We start from the raw sequence: 21,585 nt of genomic DNA, 5'->3' as shown, positions 1-21,585 counted from the left end.
GGTGCGGTCTCGCACCGCCGTCCGACCGGGTTCGGCGGGCGGATGCGTGACCAGGAGGAGTCCTGCTCCGTTCACCTGAGTGGCGGAACGCCTGGACGGGTCGTGCCGCCGCCCGTCCCCTGTCCCTCCGGAGCCCTCCGCCCGTCGCCCGGCACGTCCCGGGCGCACGGAGCGCGGAAGGAGCCTTCCATGCAGCACCTGACTCAGTCCTCCGTCGCCGACGACGCGCACCGATTCCGAGACGGCCCCTCGCCGCGATTTCCAGTCGCGGAGGGTCTGCCGGGACAGCCGCGCGACCGCACGGCTCGACCCGGACCTCCGCGATCCCCATCAGGTGCCCAGAGTCCGGGGCCGGCCGAGGGGCTGCCGCCGACGCACGCCGCGCTGATCTGCGTCGCGCTGCCCGGCCTCGCCATCTCCACGGAACAGGGCCAGTTGAACGGCCGCGGCCTGGACGGGTTCTACCGGGCCGGCCGGCGACTGCTCGCACGCTGCCAGGTCCGGGTCGCGGGCCGCGAACCGCTCCCCGTGCTGGCGCGCATGACGGGCGCCGACAGCGCCCGTTTCGTAGGTGCCCTGCGGGTATCTCCGGCGGCAGGCCCGGATCCGGACGTCGTCGTGGAGCGGGTCCGCCACGCAGAGGGCACCGAGCGCATCACCCTGCGCAGCTCCGCGCGACACCCCCTGCGTCTGCCCCTGGAGGTGGCCCTCGGCACCGACCTGGCGGAGCTGAGTGCCATCGCCTCCGGCAGCTCCGGCCCCGAAGTCGCCGCCGGCGTCCACGACTCCGGACTGCGCTGGACCACGCCCACCGCCACGTCGTCCGTCACGGCGCACCCGTCACCGGCCGACGCACTGGCCTCCGCGGGACTGCTGCGCTGGGAGTTCGACCTGCCCCCGGGCGGCACGGTGAGCGTGGAACTGCGAGTCCGTGCGGACCGCACAGGTCCGCTGCGCGCCGTGGGACGCGCCGCCACCAGCCCGCTGGCACCCGCCAGGGCCACCGGTGACGACCCGAGAGCCGTGGCGCTGCTCAGGACCGGCATCGAGGATCTTCAGGCACTGCTGCTCCGCGACCCCGCCCATCCTTCCGACACCTACCTCGGGGCCGGGGCGCCCTGGCGCTGCGGCCTGGCCCCGGCCGAGGCACTGGCCGCCGCCCGGATGACTCTGCCCCTCGGCACCCGCCTCGCCGCGGGCACCCTGCGCACCCTCGCCCGCACCCAGCTGCGCGGACCGGAATCGCAGGCCGGAATGATCCCCGGCCCGCGCCGCGACGCCGGAACCCATCTGCCCCCTGGCTGCACGGGCACGGAGGCCACGCTGCTCTTCCCCGTACTCCTTGCGGAGGCCCGCCGCTGGGGGCTCCCGGACCAGGAGATCCGGGAACTGCTGCCCGCGGCCGAACGCTGCCTGACGTGGCTGCGCACCGTGGCGGGCGACCACACCTACCTCGGCGACCCGCAACCGGAGGGCCCGGTGCGCTGCGAGATCCAGGCCCACGCCCACCGGGCCGCGCTGCTCGGCGCGGACCTCCTCGACGCGTACGACCGTCCGGGCGGCACCGGGCTGCGGCAGTGGGCGAGTGAGCTCAGAGCGGCGTTCCGGAAGGACTTCTGGAACGCGGACGCAGGCGGCGGCCGCCCGGTGGCGGCGCTGACACCGGACGGCCGGGCCCTGACCCACCTGGGCTCCGCCGCCGTCCACCTGCTCGACACCGGCCTGCTCGGCGCCGGTGCACCGGCCGTCGGCCTGCTCGACAAGGTGCAGACCGAGCAACTCGCCCGGCTGCTCGGCAGTCCGGCCATGGACTCGGGATGGGGGCTGCGCGGACTCGGCGCAAAGGAGACGGGACACAATCCGTTCGGCCACCGGTCCGGAGCCGTCCGGGTCCAGGAGACGGCACTCGCCGTCGCCGGACTGGCCGCAGCGGGCTACGAGAAGGAGGCGGGCGGGCTGCTGCGCGGCCTGCTGGCGGCGGCCGAGCACTTCGGCCACCGGCTGCCCGAGATGTTCGCCGGTGAGCAGCGCACCGACGGGAGCGCGCCCCTTCCGCATCCCGCGGCCTGCCGCCCGGCGGCCACGGCGGCCGCCTCCGGGGTGCTGCTCCTCGCCACGCTCGCCGGCATCCGTCCCGATGCCCCGGCCGGGACCGTCACCCTGCGACCCGTCCGCAGCGCACCCCTGGGCGAACTGGGGCTGACCGGCCTGCGGGTGGCCGGCGCACCGTTCTCGATACGGGTCAGCCGACTCGGTCTGGCCATGGTCGAGGAGGCCGCGAACGGCCTGCAGTTGGGGGCGTGACCCGGGCCGGAGCGTGTGACGCGACCGCCGCGACGAGCGGGCGGCCGGGCGTCGGACGTCCGCGGGAACGAACCGCGCGGGGCATACCGGAGCGAAGTGGATCAGCTGTCGAAGCGAGCTGCGAAGGGAGTGTTTATCGTCAGGCAGACGACTATGATCACCGCATGCCCTACGACCCGTCAGCCTTTCCGCCCTTCGCCGTCACCGTGGACCTGGTCGTGCTGACTGTGCGCCGCCACGCCCTGTGCGCGCTGGCGGTACGCAGAGGCGAGCAGCCCTTCCAGGGGCGCTGGGCCCTGCCGGGCGGCTTCGTACGGGCCGATGAGGACCTTTCGCAGGCGGCGGCGCGGGAACTCGCGGAGGAGACCGGGCTGCGCGCCCATGACCCGGAAGCCTCCGCCCAGGACGGCGGGGCCCATCTGGAACAGCTGGCGACCTACGGCGATCCCAAGCGCGATCCCCGGATGCGGGTGGTCAGCGTCGCCCATCTCGCCCTCGCCCCCGACCTGCCCGCACCCCGAGCGGGCGGCGACGCCAGCAACGCGCGCTGGGCGCCGGTCGAGGAACTGCTCGCGCAGACCGGCTACGAGCGCGACGGTGAGCCCGTCGCGCCGCTCGCCTTCGACCACGCCCAGATTCTGTCCGACGGGGTGGAGCGCGCCCGTTCCAAGATTGAATACTCGTCCCTGGCCACCGCGTTCTGCACGTCCGAATTCACGGTCGGTGAACTGCGCCGGGTCTACGAGGCGGTGTGGGGCGTGGCGCTCGACCCGCGCAACTTCCACCGCAAGGTGACGGGAACCCCCGGCTTCCTCGTCCCCACGGGCGGTACGACGACCCGTCAGGGAGGCCGTCCGGCCCAGCTTTTCCGCGCCGGTGGTGCGACTCTCCTCAACCCGCCGATGCTGCGACCGGAGGTCTGACCGCCCGACAGCGCGAACACCACCGAGTTAAACCCCTCTATAACTGGAAAAACGGTCATTCCACGCTATCTTCCCTAAGGTGATCGAGGCCTTCGGACTGACCAGCAATCCCCGCAAGGCGCACCCGCCCGCCGTCGACGACGTGACCTTCGAAGCGCGCGCGGGCCGCGTCACCGCACTCCTGGGCGAGACAGGCGCGGGAAAGACCACGGCGCTCAGACTGATGCTCGAACTCCAACAGGGCCGTGGACTCACCTACTTCAAGGGCCGTCCCCTGCACCGCATCGCCCACCCCTCACGCGAGGTCGGCGTTCTCCTCGGTGACGTTCCCGGACATCCGGCCCGCTCCGTCCGGGGGCACCTGCGCATGCTGTGCGCGGCGACCGGAGTTCCGGCCAGGCGTGCCGACGAAGTACTCGAAGCGGTCGGGCTCGTCAGCCTGCGCGAGGAGCGCCTGGGCACGCTGTCGCGCGGCGTGGACCGACGGCTGGGCCTGGCGTGCGCCCTGCTTCCCGACCCGCACACCCTCGTCCTGGACGAACCCGCGCAGGGCCTCTCCAGCCGTGAGGGCCAGTGGCTGCACCGCATGCTCCGGGCGCACGCCGCGCGGGGAGGCACGGTCCTGTTCGCCACCTCCGACTCCAAGGAGGCCGCCCGCGCAGCCGACCGCGTGGTCACCCTGAAGGCCGGCAGGCTCGTCGCCGACCAGGAGGCCACGGACTTCGCACGCACCCGGCTGCGCCCGCGCGTGGCGGTCCGCAGCCCCCACGCGGCGCGGCTCGCCGCCCTCCTCACCAAGGAGGCCCGTACCGCCCACCGCTCGGTGGAGGTCGTCAGCGAAGGCGGCAACCGCCTCTCGGTGTACGGCAGCACGACGGCGGAGGTCGGCGAGGCCGCGTTCCGCCACGGCATCCTCGTTCACCAACTCGCCGACGAGGTGGGTGACATGGGTGCGGGCGCGGGAGTGGAGCCGCCGTCGGACGCCGTACCGGAGGCTGCCGCGCGGCAGTCGGCTGCGGACGAGCAGGCCGCGATGGAGGGGCGCCGGGCGGCCGGCGAGAGGGCGGCCGATCCACGGGAGACGCCCGGCACCGATCGACGGCAGGACACCGGCGGTTCGCCGGTCACCCCGCAGCCTCGGGCGTCGAACGGGCCGAGGCCGGTCGGCCCGTCGTGCACGACCGATCAGGAACCGGGCAGCGACCCGGCCTCGCATCCTGCGCAGGACCCCGTCGCAGCGGAGCGGCAGCCGCACGGAACCACTGTCGTACGTGCCGACGACACGGCGGCCGCGACCGGGTCTTCGCGCGCGGAACGTCCGGACGCCGCCGACGACACCGAGGCCCCGGCCGCCACCGTCGCCGCCCGGATGCCAGGCACCTCCGCGGCTGCCCGGCCCGCGTCGAGCGCACCGTCGTCGCCCGCCGGGTCGGCCACGGCACCCGAACCCCCGAACCATGCCTCGGCCCCCGACCTGATCTCCGCCACGGTCCCCGCCCAGCCGCCCTCCGCCGCCGATGCCGCGCAGACGGCCGCCGTCTCCGCCGCTCACCAGACGGGAGTCACCGCGGCCACCCGACCGCAGGGCTCCGCGGTGTCCCCGCGATCGTCGTTCCGCCCGCTCCAGGACGGTTCCTCCGCCCGTTCCGCCTCTTCGCAGTCACCGACTCCCGCCGAAACCTCCGAAGCCGGGCCCGCTCGGCCTCCCGTCGAACAGCCGCACGGTCGCGAAGCCCTGATCGCCAAGGTCTTCACCAGGAAGCCCCGGCAGACGGCATCGACCGGCGAAGGTGTGGCCACCCCCGCTTCGGCCGGGTCCGGGTGGCGGTCCCTGACCGCCTCGCCGGGCGACTCCTCCCAGCTCCCGCCGGCCATCGCCGTACGGTCCGCCACCGGACCGCTCCGTCCCCTGCGTTACGAACTGCGCCGGGCCGCCGGTATCGGCGCGGGCTTTGTCACCTGCGGTGCCGTCCTGATGGTGTCCGCCCTCATCGCCGTGCTGCTCGCCCGGCTCGGGCACACCCCGCAGGCCCGGCTGTTCGCCGCCTGGCCGCAGGAACTGCCGCTGCCGCCCGCGGCGCTCGGCGCCGGGCTGCTCGGCGCGCTGGCCTTCGGAGACGAGTTCCGCCACCCCGCGCTGGCGGCGGACCGCGGCACCGTGCCCCGTCGGCTCGGGCTGCTCACCGCGAAACTGACGGTCTCCGGAGCCACCGCCGTACTGCTCTCGTTCCTCACCCTCGGCTGCGACGCCGAAATGCTCTATCTCGTCTACGGCGGGGAACTCGCGAAGGTTCCCGCGGACTGGCTTCCGATGACCGCAAGTTGGTTCGGACTGATCGTCGGCTGCGCCTGGGCCGGCGTACTGGCGGCCGGCATCTTCCGGTCCACCACGGCCGGCCTCGCCGCGGTGCTCGCCGTACCCGTACTCGTCGTGCCCGTCGTACACAAGGCGCTGCAAGGGTCAGGTGTGCGGATGGCGGCCGGACTCCCGGTGCGGATGCGGGAGATGTTGCTGCTGCAGTGGCCCTTCGGAGGTGAGCGATATCTGGTCGCGGCGGTCCGGGTGGTGGCCCAACCCGTGGGCGGGGCAATGGCGTTGTCGCTTGCCGCGCTGCTCTGCGCCTACCTGTGCACCACCCTGCGAACCAGGCTCCGATGACCACGGACCGGGCGCTTCCGATCCTCCCGCGCGCACAACTCCCCGAAGAAAGTCCATTTCTTTCTGATAAGGCGTCAATTGCGATGGGGTGAGCGATCACCCTTTCGTGTGCTTTTCACCAAAGACCTCAAGGGAGTTGGAGGCAACGCCGACAAAGGATCCGTGAGTACCCTTGCGCACACCATGATGACCGCCGCCCGCTCCGCAGACTCTGGTCTGGTCGGCCCGGGCGAACTCGACCGCTACCCGTACGTGGATGCCCCCGTCACCGATCGGGTCGGTGCGCCCTCCTGGGAGGGCCCGGAACCGGAGCTCGGCCGTGTGGGCCGGCGCGCCGCGGGCAGCCGCGGCCGCGGACTGCACGGTCAGCTCGTCCAACAGCTCGGTCAGATGATCGTATCGGGCGACCTGGGCGCGGACCGCCCGCTGGTGCCCGAGGAGATCGGCCAGCGATTCGAGGTCTCCCGTACCGTCGTCCGTGAGTCCCTCCGGGTCCTGGAGGCGAAGGGCCTGGTCAGCGCGCGCCCGAACGTCGGCACGCGCGTGCGTCCGGTCAGTGACTGGAACCTCCTGGACCCCGACATCATCGAGTGGCGGGCCTTCGGACCGCAGCGTGACGACCAGCGCCGCGAGCTCAACGAGCTGCGCTGGACGATCGAGCCGCTCGCGGCCCGCCTCGCCGCCGGGCACGGGCGCGAGGACGTCCAGCAGCGCCTGTCCGACATGGTCGAGATCATGAGCCACGCGATGGCGCAGGGCGACGCCCTGACCTTCTCGCGCGCGGACGCCGAGTTCCACTCGATGCTCATCCAGATCGCGGGCAACCGCATGCTGGAGCACCTCTCCGGCATCGTCACGTCGGCCCTCCAGGTCTCCGGCGGCCCCGTCACCGGCTGCGAGCGGCCGAACGAGACCTCGCTGGCCCAGCACGCGCGGATCGTCGACGCGCTCGGCACCGGCGACGGCACGGCGGCCGAGTCGGCCATGCGGCAGCTGCTCACCGTCCACCCCGAGGTCGAGCGCGTGGTTCCCGCCCCGCGTGAGCACTGACCCGCGCTGAGAGCGGTGCACTCGGTCGGCTCCGCGCTCCGGCGGCGCCGTCTACCCGGGATCCCGCTTCCGCCGGACCCCGCCGGATCCCTCAGGGCTCCGGCGGGGTCCGGCGGGGGGACGGGCGCGGCACCCGCGGGACGGAAGCCAGAGCGGTCGAGCGGTCCGGGACAGCGGGCTCCGGAGCGGTCGTACGGTGCGCGAGCAGGCGTCCGAACGGCCCGGAGAGATCATCAACGACAACCTCTGTCCATGTCTGACCGTTTTTGAACGCTTACGGGGTGTGACTCGGGCCACGTAGATTGGGCGTAACGCTCTTGCGAACAGCGCGATGACCTAATAGGTGACAGCCGCGGAGGGAATACGGACGCCATTCATGGCGCTGTGTATCTTCCCGGCCCCCCGCCCGCGCCGTCGGCCCATCCCCAAGCCGGCGGTCGGCTCCAGTCCGTCCAGGACGGGGCCGGAAGCCGTTTTCCAACGTTCCGAGAGGTTGTTCGTGTCGGCCAGCACATCCCGTACGCTCCCGCCGGAGATCGCCGAGTCCGTCTCTGTCATGGCTCTCATTGAGCGGGGAAAGGCTGAGGGGCAGATCGCCGGCGACGATGTGCGTCGGGCCTTCGAAGCTGACCAGATTCCGGCCACTCAGTGGAAGAACGTACTGCGCAGCCTCAACCAGATCCTTGAGGAAGAGGGTGTGACGCTGATGGTCAGTGCCGCGGAGCCCAAGCGCACCCGAAAGAGCGTCGCAGCGAAGAGTCCGGCCAAGCGCGCCGCCACCAAGACCGTCGCGGCGAAGGCGGTGACCACCAGGAAGGCCACCGCCACGGCCGCTCCCGCCGTGTCCCCCTCGGCAGCCGACGACCCGGCTGAGGAGGAGGCGCCCATGAAGCGGGCCGCCGCCGCCAAGAAGGCCGCCCCCACCGCCAAGAAGGCCGCCGCGAAGAAGACCGCGACCGCCGCGAAGAAGGCGGTGCCGGCGAAGAAGACCGCCGCAAAGAAGGACGACGCCGAGCTTCTCGAGGACGAGGTCCTCGAAGAGGCGAAGGCGGGTGCCGAGGAGCCCGAGGGCACCGAGAGCGCGGGCTTCGTCCTGTCCGACGAGGACGAGGACGACGCGCCCGCGCAGCAGGTCGCCGCGGCCGGCGCCACCGCCGACCCCGTCAAGGACTACCTCAAGCAGATCGGCAAGGTCCCGCTGCTCAACGCCGAGCAGGAGGTCGAGCTCGCCAAGCGCATCGAGGCCGGTCTGTTCGCCGAGGACAAGCTGGCCAACGCCGACAAGCTCGCGCCCAAGCTCAAGCGCGAGCTGGAGATCATCGCCGAGGACGGGCGCCGCGCGAAGAACCACCTCCTGGAGGCCAACCTCCGTCTGGTGGTCTCCCTCGCCAAGCGCTACACCGGCCGCGGCATGCTCTTCCTGGACCTCATCCAGGAAGGCAACCTCGGTCTGATCCGCGCGGTCGAGAAGTTCGACTACACCAAGGGCTACAAGTTCTCCACGTACGCCACCTGGTGGATCCGCCAGGCGATCACCCGCGCCATGGCCGACCAGGCCCGCACCATCCGTATCCCGGTGCACATGGTCGAGGTCATCAACAAGCTCGCGCGCGTGCAGCGCCAGATGCTCCAGGACCTGGGCCGCGAGCCCACCCCGGAGGAGCTGGCCAAGGAACTCGACATGACCCCCGAGAAGGTCATCGAGGTCCAGAAGTACGGCCGTGAGCCCATCTCCCTGCACACCCCGCTGGGCGAGGACGGCGACAGCGAGTTCGGTGACCTCATCGAGGACTCCGAGGCCGTCGTCCCCGCCGACGCCGTCAGCTTCACGCTCCTGCAGGAGCAGCTGCACTCGGTGCTGGACACCCTGTCCGAGCGCGAGGCCGGAGTCGTCTCCATGCGGTTCGGTCTCACCGACGGCCAGCCGAAGACCCTCGACGAGATCGGCAAGGTCTACGGCGTCACGCGTGAGCGCATCCGCCAGATCGAGTCCAAGACCATGTCGAAGCTGCGCCACCCGTCGCGTTCGCAGGTGCTGCGCGACTACCTCGACTAGGTCGCGGTCGTACGACGTCGAAGGCCCGGTCTCCCCATGGGGGGCCGGGCCTTCGGGCTGCGGGCCGCGCTGCGCTGGATGACTCTGGGTGTCCTGACACCACTCAGAGTGAGGAACGTGCATGCGCCGTCCCATTGCCCCGGCCCTGATCCGACCACTGGTCCTGGCGGCCGTCGCCGCCGTGATACCGCTGGCCGGCCCACCTCCTGCCGTTGCCGACAGCGTGGTCGTCGGCGGGTTCCCCGTCGACGTCTCGCAGGCTCCCTGGACGGTCGCGCTGTCCAGTCGTGACCGGTTCGGAGGTACCCGGGCGGGCCAGTTCTGCGGCGGGGTGGCGATCGGCCGGACCACGGTCCTGACCGCGGCCCACTGCCTCGCCGACGACGTGATCGGAGGGCCCGGCGGCCCGGTGCGGGACCTCAAGGTCATCGCGGGCCGCACGGACCTGCTGTCGACACAGGGCCAGGAGATCCCGGTGACCGTCGCCCGGGTCAATCCGCGGTACGACGCCGACGCGAACACCGGCGACTTCGCCGTCCTCACGCTCGCGCGGCAGCTGCCGGCCGACGCCGTGGTCAAGATGGCCGCCGATGGCGACGCCGGCTACTCGCCGGGCACCACCGCCCTGGTCTCCGGCTGGGGCGACATCACGGGCGGCGGCGACTACGCGCGCCGGCTCTACGCCGCGGAGGTCCACGTGCTGCCCGACGAGACGTGCGAGCGCGCCTACCCCGGCGGAGCCGACGGCACCTACCGGGGGGATTCGATGGTGTGCGCCGGAGAGGCGCTGGGCGGCCCCGACGCCTGTCAGGGCGACAGCGGGGGACCGCTGGTGGCGAAGGGGCGGCTGATCGGGCTCGTGTCGTGGGGCAGCGGCTGTGGACGCCCGGGGAGCCCCGGCGTCTACACGCGCGTCTCCGAGGTCGTGAGGGCGCTCGGGCCCGACGGGTCCTTCAACGACTCGCGAAGCCCGCAGGAGCCCTCCTGAGGGCCGCTGCGGGCAGATGACGACGGGCGGCCGCTTCCCCTGGGGGAGCGACCGCCCGTTCACCGGTCTGGGCCGGAGCTGGCTCGTCGTGTGTGCGAGAGGTCAGCGCTCATCTTCGGAGGCGGTGTTCGGAACGGACGTCAGCCGCTCCGTCTCGTCCTGTATCTCAGCGGCGATCTTCTTGAGTTCCGGCTCGAACTTGCGTCCGTGGTGGGCGCAGAAGAGCAGTTCTCCGCCGCTGAGCAGCACGACGCGCAGGTATGCCTGGGCGCCGCAGCGGTCGCAGCGATCGGCGGCCGTCAGGTGGCTCGCGGGGGTCAGAACAGTAGTCACGTCGCCTCTTCTCTAGCTCGACGAGCTGTCGTACCAGGGTCAACATCCAACCAGCCCGAAAACGTTCCCGCTCGGGGCTTCTCCTCGAAAAATTTCTTTCGAGGTGGCCGTCTGCTGCCGGTTGGCGGCGAATGTGCCGTATTGCGTCGTCTTCGGTGCTTACGGGTTCGCGCGGTTCGGTCGGTCTCATCCTCCCGGCCGGGTTGCCGGTTGTTTGTGAGGACGTGCCCGGAGCCTAAATGGTTCATGCCTCGAAGGGAACGTGATATGTACTTCACTCCATCGAGGGATCGAACACGTATGCGACCCTGGACTACTGTGAGTTCGCGACGAGGGTGGCGTTACAACGGCTCTACCAGGCCTCGGTACCCTCTGAACGGCGACCGAAGCCGGCCCCTTACCCAAAAGGGGCTCCACTGAAATTCAGCGAGGAGCGAACCGCGTGACCGCCGATACGTCCGTGCCGTCCACAGCGCTGCTGGCAGGAGCAGACCGGGACGGCTCCAACTACACCGCGCGGCACCTGCTCGTCCTCGAGGGCCTCGAGGCAGTGCGCAAGCGCCCCGGTATGTACATCGGCTCGACCGACAGTCGCGGCCTGATGCACTGTCTGTGGGAGATCATCGACAACGCCGTGGACGAAGCCCTGGGCGGCTACGGCGACCACATCGAGGTCATCCTCCACGACGACGGCTCCGTCGAGGTCCGGGACAACGGCCGAGGCATCCCCGTGGACGTCGAGCCCAAGACGGGTCTGTCCGGCGTCGAGGTCGTGATGACCAAGCTGCACGCCGGCGGCAAGTTCGGCGGCGGCTCCTACGCCGCCTCCGGCGGCCTGCACGGCGTCGGCGCCTCGGTGGTCAACGCGCTCTCCGCGCGGCTCGACGTCGAGGTGGACCGCGGCGGCCAGGTGCACGCCATCAGCTTCCGCCGCGGCGTCCCCGGCGCCTTCGCAGGTGAGGGCCCGGACGCGAAGTTCGAGGCCAAGAGCGGGCTGCGCAAGACCAAGAAGATCCCCAAGACCCGCAGCGGCACGCGCGTGCGCTACTGGGCCGACCGCCAGATCTTCCTCAAGGACGCCAAACTCACCCTGGAGACCCTCCACCAGCGGGCCCGCCAGACCGCCTTCCTGGTGCCGGGCCTGACCATCGTCGTCCGGGACGAGTACGGTCTCGGCGCGGACGGCAGCAAGGGCGAGGAATCCTTCCGCTTCGACGGCGGCATCAGTGAATTCTGCGAGTACCTGGCCACCGACCGGCCGGTCTGCGACGTCCTCCGTTTCTCCGGGCAGGGCACCTTCAAGGAGACCGTCCCGGTCCTGGACGACCACGGCCAGATGACCCCCACCGAGGTCACCCGCGAACTCGGCGTCGACGTGGCGTTGCGCTGGGGCACCGGCTACGACACGACCCTCAGGTCGTTCGTCAACATCATCGCCACGCCCAAGGGCGGCACCCACATGGCGGGCTTCGAGCAGTCCGTGCGCGAGACCCTCAACGAGGTGCTGCGCGCCAAGAAGCTGCTCCGCGTCGCCGAGGACGACATCGTCAAGGACGACGCCCTGGAGGGCCTGACCGCCGTCGTCACCGTCCGCCTCGCCGAGCCGCAGTTCGAGGGCCAGACCAAGGAGGTCCTCGGCACCTCGGCGGCCCGCCGGATCGTGAACAACGTGGTCACCAAGGAACTGAAGGCGTTCCTCACCTCCACCAAGCGGGACTCGGCCGCCCAGGCCCGCGTGGTCATGGAGAAGGTCGTCGCGGCCGCCCGGACCCGCATCGCCGCCCGCCAGCACAAGGACGCGCAGCGCCGGAAGACGGCCCTGGAGTCCTCGTCCCTGCCGGCCAAGCTCGCCGACTGCCGCAGCGACGACGTCGAGCGCAGCGAGCTCTTCATCGTCGAGGGGGACTCCGCGCTCGGTACGGCGAAGCTGGCCCGGAACTCCGAGTTCCAGGCGCTGCTGCCGATCCGGGGCAAGATCCTCAACGTGCAGCGGTCCTCGGTGACCGACATGCTCAAGAACGCCGAGTGCGGCGCGATCATCCAGGTCATAGGGGCTGGCTCCGGCCGCACCTTCGACATCGACGCCGCCCGCTACGGCAAGATCATCATGATGACCGATGCCGATGTGGACGGCTCCCACATCCGCTGCCTGCTGCTGACGCTGTTCCAGCGCTACATGCGGCCCATGGTCGAGGCCGGCCGGGTCTTCGCCGCGGTGCCTCCGCTGCACCGCATCGAGATCGTCCAGCCCAAGAAGGGCCAGGACAAGTACGTGTACACGTACTCGGACCGCGAGCTGCGCGAGAAGCTCATGGAGCTCCAGAGCAAGGGCGTCCGGTACAAGGACTCCATCCAGCGCTACAAGGGTCTCGGCGAGATGGACGCCGACCAGCTGGCGGAGACGACGATGGACCCGCGCCACCGCACCCTGCGCCGGATCAACCTCTCCGACCTCGAAGCGGCCGAGCAGGTCTTCGACCTGCTGATGGGCAACGACGTGGCGCCCCGGAAGGAGTTCATCTCCGGCTCGGCGGCGACGCTGGACCGGTCGCGGATCGACGCGTAGCCGCCCGCCGCGTCCGGCCCGTGACGGCGGGCGGGGCGGCGGGACGCCGGTCGGCACTGCATGTGGGACGAGGGCGGCGTGCGCTCCGTGACGGGGCGGGCGCCGCCCGAGCCATGTGGGACAACCGTGTCCCGGGCGGCAGACGACCGTGTCCCGGGCGGTACTCGACCGCCTGCCCGCCGGGCTGCTCATGGGGTGTCCGATGAGCAGCCCATCCGCTGAGTGGCACATCTGGCCACGGCCCTGCCGGGTCGGGCCCGCGCAGCCCTCGCACGGAGCCAGCGTCCTCGCACGGAGCCAGCGTCCTCGTACGGCTCCGTGCAGCTCCGCGCCTGGCTCTCCACCCGCGGGTGGAGGGATTCCGCTCGCTGGATTCCACCCGTGATCCACCCACACTCCGATCTGCTGACCTGCGTGTTTCCGTAGCGTCGGTGGTGTCGGCAGCTCCCGCTCCCGGCGCCGCCCCTTCCCGCTCACGGAGGCTCTGATGCCCGGGCTCGTCAACGCGTTGCTGATCGTGGCAGTCGTCGTGGTGGTGATCGTGCGCCAGTTCCGCGCCCGCCGGATCGACACCGGCCGGCGCTGGTGGCTGCTGCCCGTGATCCTCGCGGTCGTCGCGCTGCGCGACCCCGGCATACTCGAGAACCACCACCGCACCGCGTCCGCCCTGCTGCTCGGTGCGGAACTGCTGGTGGCACTCGGTATGGGCGCCGCGTGGGCCTGGACCACCCGCGTGTGGACGGAGCCCGACGGGGCTGTCTGGACCAAGAGCACCAAGGCCAGTGCGATGGTCTGGTTCCTCGGGATAGCCGTGCGCGTCGGTCTCGTCGGCCTCGGCCTGCTCATCGGCGTCCACCAGAACAGCTCGGCCCTCATGCTCGGACTGGCGGTCACCCTTCTCGTCCGCGCCGGCATCCTCGTCTGGCGTGCGCAGTCCCTCCCCTCCGCCACCCCCGCGAGCGGACCCGCCCGGGCGTACCGTGACGGCATGGCCCGGGTCACCAGGAAGGAAAGCGTGTGACGGAGAACGTCTGGACGCGCTGGCCCTCGCGCGAGGCGCTGGGCCGCGCGGGGATCTCCCAGCCCCGGCGCATGCTGGCCTGGTCCGTGCGTCTGGTGGTCCTCGCACTGCTGCTGTGGGGTGCTTTCAGCCGATCACACGTCCGAGGCTGGGAGATCGTCGCGGCGGTGGCGGGTGTCGGCGTGACCGCGGTGGCCTCCTGGGGCTTCTACCGGACCACATACAGCCACCGGCTCCTGCCCTCCCTGGTCCTCATCGGCGTCCTCCTGGCCATCGCGGTCCTGGCGGAGGCCAGCGGATTCCGGGGACCCGCGCTGGTGATCTGGTGCGGATGCGGCATCTCCGCCCTGGAGCGGCTGCCGATCGCCGTCGCGGTACCCGTCACATCGGTGGCGCTGGCCTCGTTCTCGGCCTTCAACAACGACGTGTGGCTGACCACCGCGGCCACGGTCGTCGGACTGGCTCTCGCCGGTTACGTGATGCGGCTCGATGCCGAGGCCCGTGGGCACGCGCAGCGGATGCTGACCCAGGAGCGCGCGGCGAGAGCGGCCGAGGCGGAGTCGGCTGCGCTCGCGGAGCGGACCAGGATCGCGCGGGAGATCCACGATGTGCTGGCCCACAGCCTTTCGGCCCAGATGGTGCACCTGGAGGCGGCGCGGCTGCTGATCGAGCGCGGGGCGGACCGGGAGCAGATCCTCGAACGGGTGGTGGCAGCCCGGGGGATGGCCAGGGACGGACTGGCCGAGACCCGGCAGGCGCTGTCCGCCCTGCGCGGCGAGATGACCCCGCTGGAGGATTTCCTCACGGAGATCGTCGCGTCGACCGACGGAGCTGAGGTCACCGTCACGGGCGAACGCAGGGGCTTGCCGGCGGAGGCGTCGCAGACCGTACGACGCGTCGCGCAGGAGGCGCTGACCAACGTCCGCAAGCACGCCCACGGCGCCAAGGTCCAGGTGCGGCTCGACTACCAGGAGCACGAAGTGACCCTGAACGTCAGGGACACGGGCGGCCGTCCCGGCGATCTCACCGGCGCGGGCAGCGGATACGGTCTGCTCGGTATGCGGGAGCGGGCGGAGTTGCTGGGCGGGTCGCTGGAGGCAGGGCGTGAGGACGAGGGGTTCGCGGTGACGTTGAGGGTGCCCGTATGACAGAGGGCGAGACGAAGACCGCGCGGGTGGTGGTCGCCGACGATCAGACCGTGGTCAGGGAAGGCATCGTGATGCTTCTGGGGCTGCTGTCCGGCGTGGAGGTCGTCGGCGCGGCGGGGGACGGGGAGGAAGCGGTGCGGCTGGTCGCCGAACTCGCCCCGGACGTGGTGCTGATGGATCTGCGGATGCCGCGTTGCGACGGGGTGGAGGCGACCCGGCGGATCCGGTCCGAGTATCCGGGGACGCAGGTCGTGGTGCTGACCACCTTCGCGGACGACGAGTCGCTGTTCCCGGCGCTGAAGGCCGGTGCCCGTGGCTATCTCACCAAGGACGCGGGCGGCGACGAGATCGTGCGGGCGGTGCACAGCGTGCTCTCGGGAGACGCCGGGCTGTCGCCGAGCATCCAACGGCGGCTGCTGGAGAGACTGTCGCAGCCCGAACCGGCGGTCGCGGCGACGGAGGCGCCCGACGGGCTGACCGCGCGGGAGACCGAGGTGCTGGTGCTGATCGCCGAGGGACTCAGCAACCAGGAGATCGCCCGCAGGCTGCATGTCTCCACCGCCACGGTGAAGACGCACATCAACAACCTGTTCGCCAAGACGGGCCTCAAGGACCGTGCGCAGGCCGTGCGTTACGCCTATGGCAAGGGACTGGTGCGCCCACCAGGGAATTGAGTCACCTGATGGGGTGAAGAGCCCCGGGAAGAAGTGTCGGGGATCTTCCCGGTCTGTCCATCCTTGGGCATGCAGTCAAGCAATGGTCGCCACCGCGACGGCGGGGGCGGTCCCGAGAGTTCAGCCGAGCACGACCACGACCAGGGCGATTTCGGCGCGGCCCCCCGCGAGGTCCCGTACGAGGATCCCTGGTACGACGCGTTGGCCTCCGGCTGGGGCGAGTCGGACGGTCCGGGGGTGCCGGTGCCCGCCGTGCCGGCCGCGCGGACCGAGCGGGAGGGCGCCGCGGTGCGCGCCCGTGACGTGTACCTGGAGGTGCAGCGCAGTGCGGCCTTCCAGGAGGTGCGCAGCCGCTACCGGAGGTTCGTGGTGCCGGGCACGGTCGTCTTCCTCACCTGGTACGTGGGGTACGTGGTGACGGCGACGACCGCGCCGGGACTGATGGCCAAGCCCGTCGCGGGGGCGGTGAACGTGGCGATGGTCGCGGGCCTCGGACAGTTCCTCAGCACGTTCCTGCTCGCCTGGGCCTACTCACGGCACGCGCGGTTGCGCAGGGACCGCGCCGCGCTGGAACTGCGGTGGGACACCCAGGAGCTGACCCGGGGCGCCCGGGGTGGAGTGTCATGACGGGAAATCACCAGACCCTGGCCCTTCTGCTGTTCAGCGCGTTCGTCGCGGTGACGCTCGGGATCACCACGTGGGTGAGCCGGCGGCGGCACGGTTCGGCGGAGGAGTTCTACGCCGGCGGCCGGCTCTTCTCCCCGATGGAAAACGGCTTCGCCATCGCGGGCGACTACATGTCGGCGGCCTCCTTCCTCGGCGTGACCGGACTCATCGCGCTCTTCGGCTACGACGGCCTGCTGTACGCGGTGGGCTTCCTCGTGGCCTGGTTGGTCGTGCTGTTCCTGGTCGCCGAACTGGTGCGCAACTGCGGACGGTTCACGCTCGCCGACGTGATCGCGGCCCGGATGCGGGAACGGCCGGTGCGGATCGCGGTGGGAACTTCCTCGATCACCGTGTCCGTCTTTTATTTGGTGGCGCAAATGGTCGGCGCGGGAAGCCTGGTGGCGCTGCTGCTCGGGCGGACCAGCGAGGCGGCGCAGGTGTGGACGGTCATCGGGGTCGGCGCGCTGATGGTGATCTACGTGTCGCTGGGAGGGATGCGGGCGACCACCTGGATCCAGATCGTCAAGGCGGTGCTGCTGCTGGGCGGGACGGTCGCCCTGACCGTGCTGGTGCTGCTGCGTTTCCACGGCGACGTCGACAGGCTGCTGCTCACCGCGGCGGACCGCAGCGGACACGGCAGGGCGTTCCTGGCGCCGGGACTCAAGTACGGCGGCGGGTGGAGCGCACGCCTGGACTTCATCAGCCTCGGCCTGGGGCTGGTGCTCGGCACGGCCGGGCTGCCCCACATCCTGTCGCGCTTCTACACGGTGCCGACGGCCCGTGCGGCCCGGCGTTCCACGGTCTGGTCGATCGGCCTGATCGGCGGCTTCTACCTGATGGCGATCGTGCTCGGCTTCGGGGCCGCCGCCGTGGTCGGCCCGGACGCGGTGCGTGCGTCGAACGAGGCGGGCAACACGGCCGTCCCGCTGCTGGCGCTCGATCTGGGCGGCGGCGTGGGCTCCACCGGGGGGACCATTCTGTTCGCGGTCGTCGCCGCGGTCGCTTTCGCGACGATTCTCGCCGTGGTCGGCGGGATCACGCTCGCCTCGTCGGCGTCGGTCGCCCATGACCTGTACGCCTCGCTGCGCAGGCCGCACGCCAAGCAGCGCAGCGAGGTCGGGGTGGCGCGGAAGGCCGCGGTCGTGATCGGAGTGGTGGCGATCGCCCTCGGCCTGCTGGCCCGCGACATGAACGTCGCCTTCCTGGTCGGGCTGGCCTTCGCGGTGGCCGCCTCGGCGAACCTGCCCGCGCTGCTGTACTCGCTGTTCTGGCGAGGTTTCACGACCCGCGGCGCGGTGTGGGCCGTATACGGCGGGCTGGTGCCGGCCGTGGGACTGGTGGTGCTGTCCCCGGTGGTCTCGGGAAGTCCCGGAGCGCTGTTCCCGGGCGTGGACTTCCAGTACTTCCCGTTGCAGAACCCGGGGATCGTCTCCATCCCGCTCGGCTTCCTCGCCGGCTGGCTCGGCACCGTCACCTCGGACGAGGTACCGGACGAGGCCAAGCAGGCCGAGACCGAGGTGCGCTCGCTGACCGGGGCGGGCGCCGTGTGACCCGTCGCGCGGCCGCTACGGCGCCACCCAGGCGTACCGGTGCTCCGGGCGGCCGGTGTCGCCGTACTTGAGGGAGAGGCGGAGCCGGCCCACCTGCTCCAGGTGACGGAGGTATCGCTGGGCCGTGGACCGGCTCAGGCCGGTCTCGGCCGCGACCTCGTGAGCGGAGAGCGGGTGCGCGGCGCGGTGCAGGACGCCGCAGATGAGGTCGGTGGTCGGTTCGGAGTGGCCGCTGGGCAGGCCGGGCGCGGACGGGGCCGGTGAGGTGCGCAGGGCGCCGAAGATCCGGTCGACCTGTTCCTGGCCGGTCAGCCCGCGGCCGCCGACCCGGTCGACGGTGCGGCGCAGGGCCGCGTAGGAATCGAGGCGGGTGCGCAGGGCCGCGAAGGTGAACGGCTTGACCAGGTAGTGCAGGGCGCCCAGCCGCATCGCCTTCTGGACGGTGGTCACGTCGCTGGCTGCCGTGATCATGATGACGTCGGTGCCGTGGCCCTGTTCCCGCATCAGGTGGACGAGTTCGAGGCCGGTCCGGTCCGGCAGGTAGTGGTCCAGCAGGACCAGGTCGATGGTGCCGCGTTCCACCGCGGCGAGGGCCTGGGCGGCACTGTGCGCGCGGGCGGCCACCCGGAAGCCGGGAACCTTCCCCACGTACTTGGCGTTTATCTCTGCGACGCGGAAGTCGTCGTCGACCACCAGGACGTCAATCATCAGGCCTCTCCTTCAAGGCCGGCGAGCGTTAAGCCCGTGTTTCGTCTGCGCAGTTCTAGCGCGCGCAAAACGAGCACAACAGATGCTTGCGAGCAAAAGAACGGCTTGCGCCCAGAAGACTGCTGCCGTGGTCCGGGTCACACCTACCGTCCCGGCCCATGAACGCAGACACCAGCCCCGCCATCGAGCTGCGGGGCGCCAGCAAGATCTTCAAGACCCCGTCGGGGGGTCTGCACACGGCGGTCCGCGACCTCGACCTCACCGTGGGGCGTGGTGAGTTCGTGGCCGTCGTAGGGCCGACGGGTTGCGGCAAGTCCACCACGCTGACCCTGGTCAGCGGTCTGGAGGAGCCCAGTCAGGGCGAGGTTCTGGTGGCCGGTGCGCCGGTGGCCGGCGTCGGTGACAAGGTCGGATTCGTCTTCCAGCAGGACGCCACCTTCCCGTGGCGGACCGTGCTGTCCAACGTGATGGCCGGGCCCCGTTTCCGTGGCGTGCCCAAGGCGGAGGCGAAGGAGAAGGCCCGCGAGTGGCTGGCCCGGGTCGGACTCGCCGCCTTCGAGGACCGTTATCCCCACCAGCTCTCCGGCGGCCAGCGCAAGCGCGTCGCGCTCGCCGCGACCTTCGTCAACGACCCCGAGATCCTGCTCATGGACGAGCCGTTCTCCGCGCTCGACGTGCAGACCCGGGCCCTGATGTCGGACGAACTCCTGGAACTGTGGGAGGGCACCGGCGCCTCCGTCGTGTTCGTCACCCACGACCTGGAGGAGTCCATCGCGCTGGCCGACAAGGTCGTCGTCATGACCGCCGGGCCCGCGACCGTCAAGCAGGTCTTCGACATCGACCTGCCCCGCCCCCGCAAGGTCGAGTCGGTACGTCTGGAGCCGCGGTTCATCGAGATCTACCGCGAGATCTGGGAGTCCCTCGGCGAAGAGGTCCGCATCACGCGTGAGAGGGGTGCCGCCCATGTCGCCTGAGACGCTCAGCACACCGGTCGTCGACACGGCCAAGACCCCGGACCGCGCCCGGTCACGGGCCCAGGCCGCCCGCAGACGCAAGGCGGTCGTGTTCGCCGTGCGCGTGCTGCTCCTGGTGGCCGTCCTCGGCCTGTGGGAGGTGCTGTCCCGGGCCGAGGTGATCGACCCGTTCAACTTCTCGATGCCCTCGAAGATCTGGGACCAGGTCTGGACCTGGGTGACCCACGGCACCGCCCTCGGCTCCCTGGGCGAGCAGATCTGGTACACGCTGTACGAGGCGCTGCTCGGCTGGGTCATCGGGGTCGTCGCCGGTGTGGTCTGCGGTATCGCCCTGGGCCGTATCGCCTTCCTCGCCGACGTCCTCGGCCCCTACATCAAGGTGCTCAACTCGATCCCCAGGATCGTGCTCGCCCCGATCTTCGTGATCTGGTTCGGGCTCGGCGCCTCCTCCAAGGTGGCCTCCGCCGTCGTCCTGGTCTTCTTCCCGGTGTTCTTCAACGCCTTCCAGGGCGCCCGCGAGGTCGACCGCAACCTGGTCGCCAACGCCCGGATCCTCGGCGCCAGCGACCGCAGGGTGACCCTCCAGGTCGTCATCCCGTCGGCCACCTCGTGGATCTTCACCAGCCTCCACGTCAGCTTCGGTTTCGCCCTGATCGGCGCCATCGTCGGCGAGTACATCGGCGCCACCAAGGGCATCGGCCTGCTCGTCGCGCAGTCGCAGGGCACCTTCAACGCGGCCGGCGTGTACGCGGCGATGGTCATCCTCGCCGTCGTCGCGCTCGCCGCCGAGGGGCTGCTCACCTTCGCCGAGCGCCGCATCTTCCGCTGGAAGCCGTCGGACTCCGACAGCTGACCCGCCCCCCGAACCTCCCGCACCGCCTTCTCACAAGGACGTGAACCGTCATGCGCAAGTCCGCCAGATACTCCACCCTGGCCGCCGCCGGCCTGCTCGCCCTCTCCTCCCTCACCGCCTGCGCCAACGACGCGGCGAGCACCACCTCCAGCGGCTCCGCCGGCAAGGGTGACGGCAAGGGCACGAAGGTCAAGATCATGGTCGGCGGCCTGGACAAGGTCATCTACATGCCGGCCATGCTCACCCAGCGGCTCGGCTACTTCGACGCCGAGGGCCTGGACGTCGAGCTGCTGACCGAACCGGCCGGTGTCCAGGCCGAGACCGCGCTCGTCGCCGGGCAGGTCCAGGGGACGGTCGGCTTCTACGACCACACGCTCGACCTCCAGACCAAGGGCAAGGCGGTGGAGTCCGTCGTGCAGTTCTCGCACGCCCCCGGTGAGGTGGAGGTCGTCTCCGCCAAGGCGGCCGGTGACATCACCTCGCCCAAGGACTTCAAGGGCAAGAAGCTCGGCATCACCAGCCTCGGCTCGTCGACCGACTTCCTCACCAAGTACCTCGCCGTCAAGAACGGCGTGAAGGTCAGCGAGTTCTCGCCGGTCGCGGTCGGCGCGGGCGCCACCTTCATCTCGGCGCTCCAGCAGGGTTCCATCGACGGCGGCATGACCACCGATCCGACCGTCGCGACCATCCTGGACAAGAAGGCGGGCAAGGTCCTGGTCGACATGCGGACGCCGGAAGGGTCCCAGAAGGCGCTCGGCGGGCCCTACCCGTCGTCAAGCCTGTACATGCAGACGGACTGGGTCAACGGTCACAAGGAGACCGTCCAGAAGTTGGTCAATGCATTCGTCAAGACGCTCAAGTGGATGTCCACGCACAGCGCCGCCGACATCGCGGCCAGGATGCCCGCCGACTACGCCCAGGGCGACAAGGCCCTCTACACGGAGTCGATCAAGAGCACGCTGCCGATGTTCACCGACGACGGCGTGATGCCCGAGAACGGCCCGGAGACCGTGGAGAAGGTGCTCAAGGCGTTCAACACCAACATCCAAAACGCCGACGTCGACCTGAGCAAGACCTACACCACGGAGTTCGTCGAGGCTGCGAAGTAGGAC

The 21,585-nt window shown here is 70.9% G+C and carries 17 protein-coding genes; 15 read left to right on the top strand and 2 right to left on the bottom strand.

Translation table 11 applies throughout. The features are described from left to right. The first annotated feature begins 189 nt into the window (after positions 1-189). From ACIQOE_RS13320 to ACIQOE_RS13295, 6 genes are all read left to right on the top strand, one after another. Complete coding sequence (locus ACIQOE_RS13320) at positions 190-2,304, top strand: glycogen debranching N-terminal domain-containing protein (RefSeq protein ID WP_401411444.1); 2,115 nt, start codon at positions 190-192, stop codon at positions 2,302-2,304. A 164-nt stretch (positions 2,305-2,468) separates the two neighbouring features. Then, entirely contained in the window at positions 2,469-3,227 is a 759-nt protein-coding gene (locus ACIQOE_RS13315; RefSeq protein WP_351326732.1) for an NUDIX hydrolase, read from the top strand. A 79-nt stretch (positions 3,228-3,306) separates the two neighbouring features. Then, entirely contained in the window at positions 3,307-5,886 is a 2,580-nt protein-coding gene (locus ACIQOE_RS13310) for an ATP-binding cassette domain-containing protein (RefSeq protein ID WP_401411442.1), read from the top strand. 162 nt (positions 5,887-6,048) lie between these two features. Beyond that, positions 6,049-6,936 (top strand): FadR/GntR family transcriptional regulator, encoded by an 888-nt coding sequence (locus tag ACIQOE_RS13305; protein ID WP_351326734.1) that lies wholly within the window; start codon positions 6,049-6,051, stop codon positions 6,934-6,936. A gap of 499 nt (positions 6,937-7,435) precedes the next feature. Beyond that, positions 7,436-8,992 carry an RNA polymerase sigma factor gene (locus ACIQOE_RS13300; RefSeq protein WP_401411440.1) on the top strand — a complete coding sequence of 519 codons (1,557 nt, stop codon included), beginning with the start codon at positions 7,436-7,438 and terminating at the stop codon, positions 8,990-8,992. A gap of 121 nt (positions 8,993-9,113) precedes the next feature. Continuing rightward, on the top strand, positions 9,114-9,980 hold the full coding sequence (locus tag ACIQOE_RS13295) for a serine protease (RefSeq protein ID WP_399011000.1): 867 nt from the start codon (positions 9,114-9,116) through the stop codon (positions 9,978-9,980). Between the two features lie 102 nt (positions 9,981-10,082). On the opposite strand, the gene ACIQOE_RS13290 is transcribed toward ACIQOE_RS13295, so the two are convergent. Then, a complete protein-coding gene (locus tag ACIQOE_RS13290) occupies positions 10,083-10,313 on the bottom strand; it encodes a hypothetical protein (RefSeq protein WP_351326738.1) in 231 nt (76 codons plus the stop codon). A 442-nt stretch (positions 10,314-10,755) separates the two neighbouring features. Here ACIQOE_RS13290 and ACIQOE_RS13285 point away from each other — a divergent pair, with 442 nt between their 5' ends. The 6 genes from ACIQOE_RS13285 to ACIQOE_RS13260 all read left to right on the top strand — a co-directional run bounded on the left by ACIQOE_RS13285 (position 10,756) and on the right by ACIQOE_RS13260 (position 17,938). Beyond that, positions 10,756-12,879, top strand: coding sequence for a DNA topoisomerase IV subunit B (locus ACIQOE_RS13285; protein WP_351326740.1), 2,124 nt, complete (start codon positions 10,756-10,758; stop codon positions 12,877-12,879). Between the two features lie 487 nt (positions 12,880-13,366). Then, positions 13,367-13,900: a DUF1453 domain-containing protein gene (locus ACIQOE_RS13280; RefSeq protein WP_351326742.1), complete on the top strand. Its 534-nt coding sequence runs from the start codon at positions 13,367-13,369 to the stop codon at positions 13,898-13,900. Then, complete coding sequence (locus tag ACIQOE_RS13275; RefSeq protein WP_351326743.1) at positions 13,897-15,048, top strand: histidine kinase; 1,152 nt, start codon at positions 13,897-13,899, stop codon at positions 15,046-15,048. The genes ACIQOE_RS13280 and ACIQOE_RS13275 overlap by 4 nt, the downstream gene beginning before the upstream one ends. After that, a complete protein-coding gene (locus ACIQOE_RS13270; protein WP_362644276.1) occupies positions 15,045-15,722 on the top strand; it encodes a response regulator transcription factor in 678 nt (225 codons plus the stop codon). The genes ACIQOE_RS13275 and ACIQOE_RS13270 overlap by 4 nt, the downstream gene beginning before the upstream one ends. Positions 15,723-15,791: 69 nt before the next feature. Then, on the top strand, positions 15,792-16,349 hold the full coding sequence (locus tag ACIQOE_RS13265) for a DUF485 domain-containing protein (RefSeq protein ID WP_401411437.1): 558 nt from the start codon (positions 15,792-15,794) through the stop codon (positions 16,347-16,349). Continuing rightward, a complete protein-coding gene (locus ACIQOE_RS13260) occupies positions 16,346-17,938 on the top strand; it encodes a cation acetate symporter (RefSeq protein WP_351326748.1) in 1,593 nt (530 codons plus the stop codon). The genes ACIQOE_RS13265 and ACIQOE_RS13260 overlap by 4 nt, the downstream gene beginning before the upstream one ends. A 15-nt stretch (positions 17,939-17,953) precedes the next feature. On the opposite strand, the gene ACIQOE_RS13255 is transcribed toward ACIQOE_RS13260, so the two are convergent. Then, a complete protein-coding gene (locus ACIQOE_RS13255; protein ID WP_351326749.1) occupies positions 17,954-18,646 on the bottom strand; it encodes a response regulator in 693 nt (230 codons plus the stop codon). A 158-nt stretch (positions 18,647-18,804) separates the two neighbouring features. On the opposite strand from ACIQOE_RS13255, the gene ACIQOE_RS13250 reads away from it, so the two are divergent. Genes ACIQOE_RS13250 through ACIQOE_RS13240 form a run of 3 tightly spaced genes read left to right on the top strand, consistent with a single transcriptional unit; the run spans position 18,805 to position 21,582 of the window. Further along, positions 18,805-19,620: an ABC transporter ATP-binding protein gene (locus ACIQOE_RS13250; protein ID WP_351935162.1), complete on the top strand. Its 816-nt coding sequence runs from the start codon at positions 18,805-18,807 to the stop codon at positions 19,618-19,620. After that, positions 19,610-20,473 carry an ABC transporter permease gene (locus tag ACIQOE_RS13245; RefSeq protein ID WP_351326752.1) on the top strand — a complete coding sequence of 288 codons (864 nt, stop codon included), beginning with the start codon at positions 19,610-19,612 and terminating at the stop codon, positions 20,471-20,473. The genes ACIQOE_RS13250 and ACIQOE_RS13245 overlap by 11 nt, the downstream gene beginning before the upstream one ends. Before the next feature lie 50 nt (positions 20,474-20,523). Continuing rightward, on the top strand, positions 20,524-21,582 hold the full coding sequence (locus ACIQOE_RS13240; protein ID WP_399011007.1) for an ABC transporter substrate-binding protein: 1,059 nt from the start codon (positions 20,524-20,526) through the stop codon (positions 21,580-21,582). Positions 21,583-21,585 lie beyond the last annotated feature (3 nt).

The organism is Streptomyces sp. NPDC091282 (assembly GCF_044757385.1).
GTDB classification, from domain to species: Bacteria; Actinomycetota; Actinomycetes; order Streptomycetales; family Streptomycetaceae; genus Streptomyces; species Streptomyces gramineus.
The sequence above is the reverse complement of the archived record's forward strand: the minus strand, read 5'-3'. Positions and strand labels throughout refer to the sequence as shown.

What these genes read in the sequence shown, in the direction of transcription:
- ACIQOE_RS13320 (WP_401411444.1), top strand. Translation starts at nt 190, where the DNA reads ATGCAGCACCTGACTCAGTCCTCCGTCGCCGACGACGCGCACCGATTC.
- ACIQOE_RS13315 (WP_351326732.1), top strand. Translation starts at nt 2,469, where the DNA reads ATGCCCTACGACCCGTCAGCCTTTCCGCCCTTCGCCGTCACCGTGGAC.
- ACIQOE_RS13295 (WP_399011000.1), top strand. Translation starts at nt 9,114, where the DNA reads ATGCGCCGTCCCATTGCCCCGGCCCTGATCCGACCACTGGTCCTGGCG.
- ACIQOE_RS13280 (WP_351326742.1), top strand. Translation starts at nt 13,367, where the DNA reads ATGCCCGGGCTCGTCAACGCGTTGCTGATCGTGGCAGTCGTCGTGGTG.
- ACIQOE_RS13270 (WP_362644276.1), top strand. Translation starts at nt 15,045, where the DNA reads ATGACAGAGGGCGAGACGAAGACCGCGCGGGTGGTGGTCGCCGACGAT.
- ACIQOE_RS13265 (WP_401411437.1), top strand. Translation starts at nt 15,792, where the DNA reads ATGCAGTCAAGCAATGGTCGCCACCGCGACGGCGGGGGCGGTCCCGAG.
- ACIQOE_RS13260 (WP_351326748.1), top strand. Translation starts at nt 16,346, where the DNA reads ATGACGGGAAATCACCAGACCCTGGCCCTTCTGCTGTTCAGCGCGTTC.
- ACIQOE_RS13255 (WP_351326749.1), bottom strand. Translation starts at nt 18,646, where the DNA reads ATGATTGACGTCCTGGTGGTCGACGACGACTTCCGCGTCGCAGAGATA.
- ACIQOE_RS13250 (WP_351935162.1), top strand. Translation starts at nt 18,805, where the DNA reads ATGAACGCAGACACCAGCCCCGCCATCGAGCTGCGGGGCGCCAGCAAG.
- ACIQOE_RS13245 (WP_351326752.1), top strand. Translation starts at nt 19,610, where the DNA reads ATGTCGCCTGAGACGCTCAGCACACCGGTCGTCGACACGGCCAAGACC.
- ACIQOE_RS13240 (WP_399011007.1), top strand. Translation starts at nt 20,524, where the DNA reads ATGCGCAAGTCCGCCAGATACTCCACCCTGGCCGCCGCCGGCCTGCTC.